The 9,045-nt window shown below is 76.5% G+C and carries 6 protein-coding genes; 4 read left to right on the forward strand and 2 right to left on the reverse strand.

Going from position 1 to position 9,045, the window contains the following annotated elements; translation table 11 throughout:
• Positions 1-48: 48 nt before the first annotated feature.
• From CS2_RS10810 to CS2_RS10825, 4 genes are all read left to right on the forward strand, one after another.
• Positions 49-630, forward strand: a complete 582-nt coding sequence (locus CS2_RS10810; protein WP_070320001.1) for a hypothetical protein — start codon at positions 49-51, stop codon at positions 628-630.
• Between the two features lie 401 nt (positions 631-1,031).
• Entirely contained in the window at positions 1,032-5,159 is a 4,128-nt protein-coding gene (locus CS2_RS19685) for a S8 family serine peptidase (RefSeq protein WP_070320002.1), read from the forward strand.
• A 136-nt stretch (positions 5,160-5,295) separates the two neighbouring features.
• A complete protein-coding gene (locus tag CS2_RS10820; RefSeq protein WP_070320003.1) occupies positions 5,296-5,994 on the forward strand; it encodes a DUF3806 domain-containing protein in 699 nt (232 codons plus the stop codon).
• Positions 5,995-6,109: 115 nt separating this feature from the next.
• Positions 6,110-6,664, forward strand: a complete 555-nt coding sequence (locus tag CS2_RS10825; protein WP_046530032.1) for a hypothetical protein — start codon at positions 6,110-6,112, stop codon at positions 6,662-6,664.
• A gap of 44 nt (positions 6,665-6,708) precedes the next feature.
• On the opposite strand, the gene CS2_RS10830 is transcribed toward CS2_RS10825, so the two are convergent.
• Both CS2_RS10830 and CS2_RS19060 read right to left on the reverse strand, forming a co-directional pair.
• Entirely contained in the window at positions 6,709-7,686 is a 978-nt protein-coding gene (locus CS2_RS10830; protein ID WP_070320004.1) for a 5'-3' exonuclease, read from the reverse strand.
• A 151-nt stretch (positions 7,687-7,837) separates the two neighbouring features.
• The coding region (locus tag CS2_RS19060; protein WP_070320005.1) for a hypothetical protein at positions 7,838-9,045 on the reverse strand (1,208 nt) is incomplete at its 5' end.

A 9,045-nucleotide genomic window follows, 5' to 3' on the forward strand; every position in this document is an offset into this window, starting at 1 on the left:
ACCGGACCGTCACACGATCGCGCGCCGTCCCCGACTACCCTGGCTGCCGTGACGACGGACGACGCCCGCCCCCCGGCGCGCGCCGTGGACCCCGCGGGCGACGGCAACGGCCTCGACGACCTCTACGACATCGCACGTCTCGCACGCCGGCTCGACGTCGAGCACGCGACGATCCGCGTCTGGCTCTCGCGCAAGGTGCCGTGGCTCCCGCCGCCCGACGGCCGCCTCAACGGCGGCGCCGTCTGGCGTGCCACGACCCTGGAGGGCATCGAGCAGCGCCGGTTCCGCCGCCGCCCCGGCCGCAAGCCGCGCTTCACGGTCGCCCCCGCGGCGGCCGACGTGCCGCGGACCGGGTCGATCCCGGTGGTGACCGCACGCACGGGCGCGATCCCGGTCGTCCCGCCCCGCACGGGCGCCATCCCCGTCGTGACCGCACGCACCGGCGCGATCCCGGTCGTCCCGCCCCGCACGGGCGCGATCCCCGTCGTGACCGCGCACACGGGCGCCGTCCCCGTCGTCACCCCGCACACCGGCGCCATCCCCGTCGTCCCGCCCGGCACCCCCCGGACGTCGCGGCGCGGCCCGCTGCCGACCCCGCCGCACGGCACCGAGGCCCTCTCCTCGCGCTGACACCGCCCGCCCGCGGGAGTCCCGTCGAGCCGGTCGGCGCGTGCGACCGACGACGACCCCGCGATCGGTCGTCGTCACGTCGCCCGAGGCGCGACGGATCACGGCGTCACCGACCGCACGGCCGCGTCGGCGCCCACCCGGCGGCCGGCGGGACCGTCGACCCCGGACGCGCGTCCTGGACGCGGCACGGGTTCCGCCGTGGAGCCTTCGCGAAGACGGCGAAGCGGACGAAGAAGAAGTTGTGGAGAAGGGGTGACGAAAACCCCTACCGGTCAGTACCGTGCACAGGGTGCCCGGGGGCTGTGACCGCAGCCAACCTCGGGTATGACGTCCGGGGGGGCCGTCTGCGGCCTGCCGTGACGTCGTCGTGCCCCCGACGTCCGACCCCCGGGATGGATCCCATGCCACGTCGCCTGCTCGCCGGCCTGACCGCCGCGTCCGTCGTCCTCACCAGCGCCCTGCTCGGCTCGTCGGGCGCGAGCGCAGCACCACCACCGGACGACCTGTCCGGCCTCCTCGTCGCGGGCGACGTCCCGGTCACGAAGGTCGAGGGCGTCGGCGACGCGCTCGCCGAGGCGAGCGGGACCGTCACGGCGTTCGTCGAGCTGGACACCCCGTCGGGCGTCGAGGTCGCCGCCGACGGCGGCAGCCCCGCGCAGGTCCGCGAGGCCGCCGCGGCGACCGAGGCCGCCGCCGCGGACGTCGTGCCGGCCGAGGCGTCGAGCGCGAGCGCACGAACCGCCGCCGCGCAGCCGCAGCGCCTCGCGACCGTCACGAACCTCGTCTCGGGCGCGCTCGTGCTGGGCGACGCCGACCAGCTGCGCACGCTCGCCGACGACCCGAACGTCCGGTCCGTGCGCCTCGTCGCCGAGCGCACGCTCGACAACGCCGCGCAGGTGGAGTTCACCAAGGCCCTCGCGACGTGGCAGAGCACGGGTGTGCTCGGCACCGACATCACGGTCGGCGTCATCGACACCGGCATCGACTACACGCACGCCGCCTTCGGCGGCCCGGGCACCGTCGAGGCCTACGAGGCCGCGTACGGCGAGGACGGCACGGGCCCGGTGCCCGCCGGCGCGTTCGACCCCGACAAGTTCCTCGGCGGCTACGACTTCGCGGGGACGAACTACAACGCGGACGGCACCGACCCCGCGCAGCTCGTCCCCGTGCCCGACGAGAACCCCATCGACGTCCACGGCCACGGCACGCACGTCGCCGGCACGGCCGCGGGCTACGGCGTGACGCCCGACGGCACGACGTTCGACGGCGACTACTCGGCGCTCGAGTCCGTCCTCGACTGGCCCGTCGGCCCGGGCACCGCGCCGATGGCCAAGCTGTACGCGCTCAAGGTGTTCGGCGACGTCGCGGGCTCCACGAGCCTGTCGTCGCTCGCGCTCGACTGGGCGGCCGACCCCAACGGCGACGGGTCGTTCGACGACCGCATCGACGTGCTGAACCTGTCGCTCGGCGCCGCCGGCGCACCGGCCGACGACCCCGAGTCGCTGCAGGTCTCCGAGCTCACCGCGCTCGGCACGACCGTCGTGCTGTCGGCCGGCAACGAGGGCGACATCGAGGACGTCGGCGGCTCGCCCGGCAACGGCTTCGCGGGCCTCACCGTCGCGTGGTCGGTGGGCAAGGACCTCGCGTTCGACGCGACCGAGGTGACCGAGGCGTCCGACCCGGCGCTCGTCGGCCGGCACGCCGGTCAGAACTCGGTCAACTACAGCGGCCCCGACGTCACCGCACCGGTCGCCTACGTCGGCGCGACGTTCGACGGCTGCACCGCCTTCACGCCCGAGCAGGCCGCGACCGTCGCGGGCAAGATCGCCTACCTGTGGTGGGACGACGACGACGCGACCCGCGCGTGCGGCTCCGGCGTGCGCTTCAACAACGCCGAGGCCGCCGGTGCGGTCGGCGTGCTCCTGCCCACCGAGCTCGCGGTGTTCTCCGCCGGCATCGGCGGCAACGCGACGATCCCCGGCTTCCAGCTCACGGCCGCCTCGACCGACGCGCTGCTCCCCGAGATCGAGGCGGGCACGCTCGTCACGACGATGGGCCCGTCGCTCGCGCTGAGCACGCGCCAGGACGTCGCGCCCGACACGCTGTCGACGTCGTCGTCGCGTGGCGTGCACGGCTCGCTCGGCTGGGGCAAGCCCGACGTGGCGGCACCCGGTCAGCAGATCGTGTCCGCGAACGTCGGCTCCGGCAACGGCGGCGCCAGCAGCAACGGCACGTCGATGGCCTCGCCGCACGTCGCGGGCATCGCGGCGCTCGTCCGCGAGGCGCACCCGGGCTGGTCGGCCGCGCAGATCAAGGCGGCGATCGTCAACACCGCGACGCACGACGTCGCGACCGAGCCCGGCGGCGACGTCTTCTTCGGCCCGCCGCGCGTCGGCTCGGGCCGCGTCGACACGCTCGCCGCGGTCACCAACGACACGCTCGTCTACAACGCCGAGCGCCCTCAGCAGACCTCGGTCAGCTTCGGCCTGGTCCCGCTCGCCGACAAGACGGTGACGATCCGCAAGGCCGTCACGGTGCAGAACCTCGGCTCCACGGCGCGCACCTACGCCACGAAGGTCACGTCGAGCACGACGTCCGGCGGAGCGACCATCACGGCCGCGCCGGCGAGCCTGCGGGTGCCCGCCGGCGGCACGGGCGTCGTCACGCTGACGTTCACGGCCGACCCGGCCACCGTGCAGCGCGAGATCGACCCGACCATGCAGGCCGAGCAGATCGAGGGCCTGCCGCGCGAGTTCGTCTCGCAGGTCTCCGGCCGGCTCGTGCTGACGTCCGGCGGCAAGGAGTGGCGCCTGCCCGTGCAGGGCACGCCGCGCCCGACGTCCGACCTCGAGGCCGCGCCGCTCGCGTTCCCCGACCCGTCGGCCGCCACCGCCGAGCTCGCGTTCAGCGGGCGCGACGTGCAGTCCCTCGGCTGGTACGGCCTGGCCACGCCGCTCGTGCACGCGGCCGACTCGCCGCGGCTCGAGGAGCTGCCGCCGGGCGCCGAGACCTCGGCCTCGACGATCAAGGCGGGCGACATCCGCCACGTCGGGTGGGCGTCCACCGCACCCGCGCTCGCGGCCGACGGCGGCGACCCCGCCGAGGGCTACCTCGGCGTCGGCATCGCGACCGACGGGGACTGGGCGGCCCTGGGCCACGCGCTCAAGCCGTACGTGCTCGTCGACACCGACGGCGACGGCGAGCCCGACGTCACGACGGTCGTCGCCAAGCTCGACGAGACCGACTACACGGTCGTGCAGACCTACGACTACGACACCAACGAGCTGATCGCCGGGCCCGAGCTGCTGTACCCCTTCGCGGGGAACATCGAGATGGGCGCGTTCGACAACAGCACGGTCGTCGTCCCGGTGCCGCTCGCCGCGCTCGGCGTCGAGCCCGGCACGCCGGTCGGCGTGTGGGCGCAGATGCGCAGCACCTACGCCTTCCCCGCCGACGGGATCGTCGACGAGGTCGGGCCGTTCACGGTCGACCCGTACGACCCGCCGCTGTGGTTCGGCTCGAACATCGGCGCCGACTTCGTGTCGCAGACGTTCGACGGCGCCACGGTCGAGGTCCACGGCGGGACGGACGCGGGCGACCAAGAGGTCCTCGTGCTGCACCACTCCAACGGCACGGGCGACCGCGCGCAGGTCGTCGACGTGACGGTCCCCGAGGCCGTCGCGACGACCACGACGCTCGACGTCGAGTCGTCCGGCACGGCCGGCGGGGAGACGGTGCTGCGGGCGGCGGTCACGCCGTCGGAGGCCACCGGGACGTTCACGTTCTACGACGGCGAGGTCGAGCTCGGCACCGCCGCCGTGACGGACGGCGCCGGGGAGCTCACGACGTCGACGCTCAACGCCGGGGCGCACGCGCTGAAGGTCCGGTACACGCCCGACTCGCCGCTGTGGACGGCGTCCGAGTCGGCGGTGACCGAGGTCGACCTCGCACCCTCGGCCTCGACGACCGCGCTGCGCGTCGACCCCACGCTCGCGCGCTACGGCAAGCCCGTGACCGCCACGGTCACGGTCACCGGCGCGAGCTGGGCGCCGTCGGGCACCGTCACCGTGCGCGAGGCCGGGAAGGTGCTCGCGTCGGGCGAGCTCACGGTCGACGGCCTCACCGGCACGGCCACGATCGAGCTGCCGCGGGACCTGGCGACGGGCACGCACCGGCTCACCGCGGTGTTCGACGGCACGGCGGACGTCGCACGCTCCGAGGGCCAGTCCCAGGTGCGCGTCGTGCCGGGCACGTCGACCGCGACGCTCGAGACCGCGTCCTGGACCGTCCCGCGGGGCAGCACGCCCACCGTGACGGTGCGCGTCGGCGGCGGGGACGGCGCACCGGCCGCGGCCGGGCGCGTGACGGTCCTGCTGGGGCTGCGCCCCGTCGGGACCTACACCCTGACGGACGGTGCCGCGACGGTGACCCTGCCGGCGCTGCGGTCGACGTCGGTCGTCACGGCGCTCTACCTCGGTGACGGCAACTACCTGCCGACCGTGACCGCCAAGGTGATCAGCGCCCGCTGACCACCCCCCGCGACGAGCGGGTGTCGCCCGGCGTCCGTCCGGGCGACACCCGCTCGCGTGCGTCAAGACCTCTCGTGCCCGAGCCGATGCGTGGCGTATGGCACTGGACCGACGGACGCCGCGAGGGAGCGGCCCCGTGCTGCCCGCACCGCACGGACCCGCCGACGCACCCCTCGCCGACGGGGACCCGGCAGCCGTGGCGGACGGCCGCACGCCGGGCGAGGGCGAGCTGCGACGCGTCGTCGAGCACCTCGAGGACGTGCCGGACGAGGACGGCGACGCCGCCCGCCCGGTCACCGACGAGGAGGCGGCGACGCCCGGCGACGCACCGGACGGTCCGCCCGGCCACGGGGCCGACGCCACCGCCGTCGGCCCCGTGGCCGCCGCGCTGTCGGACACGCGGCACACGATCGACGCGCTGAACCCCGCCGAGCTGCTGTTCCTCGCGCAGCAGCGGGCGCTGGTCGCGGGCCTGTGCGACGACCCCACCGACGCCGGGACGGTCGGCGCCCTGTTCGACCGCGTGCGCCGGCAGTGGGCCCTCGCCGAGGACCGGCCCGACCCTCGCTCGCTCGCCGACGCGTTCGGGGTCGCGCTGGGCGACCTCGTACGCGCCCAGGCGCCCACGCTCGACTGGGCCGTCTGCTCCGACCGGTACGGCACCGAGATCGTGCTCGCGCAGCGCGTGCCCGAGGTGCTCGTGTACCCGATCGCCGCGGTCGCCCAGTACTGGGATTCGGCCGCCGAGGGCTGGTTCGTGCGCCACCTCGCGGACGTCGTGCACGGCGTCGCACCCCGCGAGGACGCACCGGACCACGAGCGCACGGCGCCGTGACGACCGGCGTCCGGGGTGCGCCCACGCAGGTCGGACGTCGGGGCGCGCGCCGACGCGGCGGTCCGTCCGGTGTGTCCGGCTCACGCGCCGGTCGCCGTGTGCGGATAATCGTCCCGTGACGACGTTCGACGACCGCGACCTCTTCGACCACGTCGAGGAGGACGACCACGACCCGCACCCGGCGCACGGCCGCCGTGTGGGCGTGGTGCTCGCGGTCGCGGCGGCGCTCGTGGTCGCCGGGGTCGCGTGGCTCCTGCTCGCGCGCCCGCAGGTCGTCACCGCGCAGGCCAACGGCATGACCGTCGAGCTGCTGGAGCGCGCGCAGCAGCCGACCGACGCGGTCGACCCGGCCGTCGCGCAGGAGGCCGGTGTCGACCCCGAGACCACCCGGTTCGCGGTGCGGACCGCCGCGGGGCAGCACTTCGCGGCGCTGCGCTGGGACGGCGCGCTGTGCCTCGTGGTCGTCCCGGACGGCGACCAGGCGCGGACGTCCTGCACGTCGCCCAAGCCCGGTGCGGTGACGACCGCCACGGCGGAGGACGGCTCGAGCGTGCGCCTCGGCGCGGACGGCGCCGCGCCGCCGTCGGGCGGCGACTGGCAGGCCGCCGGCGCGAACGTGTGGGTCCTGCCCGCACCGCCGGCCGACCCCGCGGCGCCCGCGGAGGGCTGACCGCCGCGGGGCGGTGCCGCGGGTCGTCGCCGGCCGGCGTCCGCTCAGCGCGGGTCGTGCGCGTCGGCGAGCGCGTCGACCACGCGTCGCACGCTCGACGCGACGCCCCAGCGCTGCGCGAGCTCGACGAGCGCGTCGGGGTCCGCCGGTGCGACGGGCAGGCGGTCGTCGGCGTCCGCGACGGGTGCGTCCGGGGCGACCGTGACGACCCGCGGCGCGACCGCGAGGTAGTCGGCGGCGTCGGTCAGCCGGGTGCGCTGCGTGGCCGTCAGCCCGCGGTCGCCGGCGTCGCGGGCCGCGAGCACGTCGGCGAGCGTGCCGTAGCGGCGCAGCAGGGCCGCCGCGGTCTTCTCGCCGATCCCCGGCACGCCCGGCAGTCCGTCGCTCGGGTCGCCGCGCAGCACCGCCATCTCCGCGTAGGCGCGCCCCGTGGGCACGCCGTACCGCTCCTCGAGCACGCCCTGGTCGACGACCAGCAGGTCCTTCACGCCCTTGACCGGGTACAGCACGCGGACCGGCATGGCGTCGTCGACGAGCTGGAAGAGGTCCCGGTCCCCGGTGACGACGTCCACCGCGGACCGCTCGCCCGCCGGGCGGGCGGCCTCGCGCGCGACGAGCGTCCCGATGACGTCGTCGGCCTCGTAGCCCGCGGCCCCCAGGCGCGGGACCCCGAGCGCGGCCAGCAGGTCGACGATCACGGGCACCTGCGCCGTCAGCGCGTCGGGCACGTCCTCGACGCCCGTCGTCCCCGGCACCTCCCGCGCGACCCGGTGCGCCTTGTACGACGGCACCGCCTCGACACGGAACGCGGGCCGCCAGTCCTCGTCCCAGCATGCGACGAGCCGCGTCGGGCGACGCTCCGCGACGAGCCGCGCGACCGTCTCGAGAAACCCCCGCACGGCGTTGACGGGCGTCCCGTCGGGGGCGCGCACCGAGTCGGGCACGCCGAAGAACGCACGGAAGTACAGCGACGCGGAGTCGAGCAGCAGCAGACGTCCGGCGGGACCGGGGGTGGCAGCCATGGGGGCACGCTACCCACCCCGGGAGCCGGGCACCCGCGGACGCCGGGCACGACGGCGGGGCCGGACGGCGCCCCTCCAGCGCCGCCCGGCCCCACCGTGTCCACGGGCCCCTCAGCCCGCGTGCCACCCGGGCCGCGGCCCGGGACGTCCGTCAGCCCGCGCTCAGGTCGAGCTGGTCCTCCGCGACCGCGACGACGCTCCACGTGCCGCCGTCGGCGTCGCTCAGCTCCCAGGCCGGGACGAGCAGGCTCGCGCCGTCGGGCGTGGTGAGGAGCGTGACGCCGAGGCGCGCGGCGGTGAGGGTCACGTGCTGCACGGGCCACGGGACCGCGGCCCCGGCGGCCGGGACGGGCGGCACGGTCGGCTCGTCGGGCTCGGGCGCGACCTGCGGCACCGCCGGCTCGGCGGTGTCGTCGGTCATGCGCGCCGCGAGCGGCACGACCCCGCCGTACGACGCACCGAAGCGCGGGTCGTTGAGCCGCTCGACCGCCGCGGCGGCGCTGATGACGTCGTACGTCCCGAGCTCGACGAGCGGCGCGAGCGGACCCGAGACGGCCTGCACGCCCTTCCCCGCGAGCTGCACCGACCACACGACCCCGGTCTGCGTGCCGTCGACGACCTGCGCGGCCGTGACCGCCACCAGCCCGGCCACGCCCGTGTCGTCGGTGACCGTGACCTCGGCGTCGCCGAGGTCGACGCCCAGACGCGTCAGCAGGTCGCGCGCGGCCGACTCGGCGGCGGCGCCGCGCGGCGTCGTCGTCGGGTCGCACACGCTCGGGTCGGCGGGCGCGACCTCGTCGGGCTGCACCGGTGCGATCCCGACCCCGGGCTCGATCGTCGCCCCGTCGTCGGCACCGTCGGGCACCGGCGCCGGCTCGATCGACGGCGCGTCACCGGGCTCGGCGGCCGCGCACACCGACGGGTCCCACGCGCGGTCGTAGAACCACATGCCGGCCTGCCCGTCGACGCCGAGCGACACGGTCGGTCCCGAGCCGTCGTTCGGCCCGACGACCCACTGACCCCACTCCTGCCGGGGCTCACCGGTCACGCCGAGCACCTCGGCGACGCGCGCCGCGGTCGCACGCGTCGCGGCGCCCGTCGCGTCGAACGCCCACGCGCGGCCGGTGCCTGCGTCGCCCGTCACGCCGTCGGCGGTGAAGACCGTGCGCCCCCCGAACCAGCCCGGCGCGATGCGGGCGCTGTCCGCGAACGCGCTCGCGCCGGCCGCCTCGAGCGCCCCGCCCGACGCGGACGACGCGCCCTGCAGCGCGATCGGCGGTGCGGCCGGGGCGGGACCGCCGCCCGCGGCGCCGACCGCGTAGCCGCCGCCACCGACCAGGCCGACGGCGACGACGGCCG

It is taken from the genome of Cellulomonas iranensis NBRC 101100 = JCM 18110 (assembly GCF_001552375.1).
In the GTDB taxonomy this organism is placed as follows: domain Bacteria; phylum Actinomycetota; class Actinomycetes; order Actinomycetales; family Cellulomonadaceae; genus Cellulomonas; species Cellulomonas iranensis.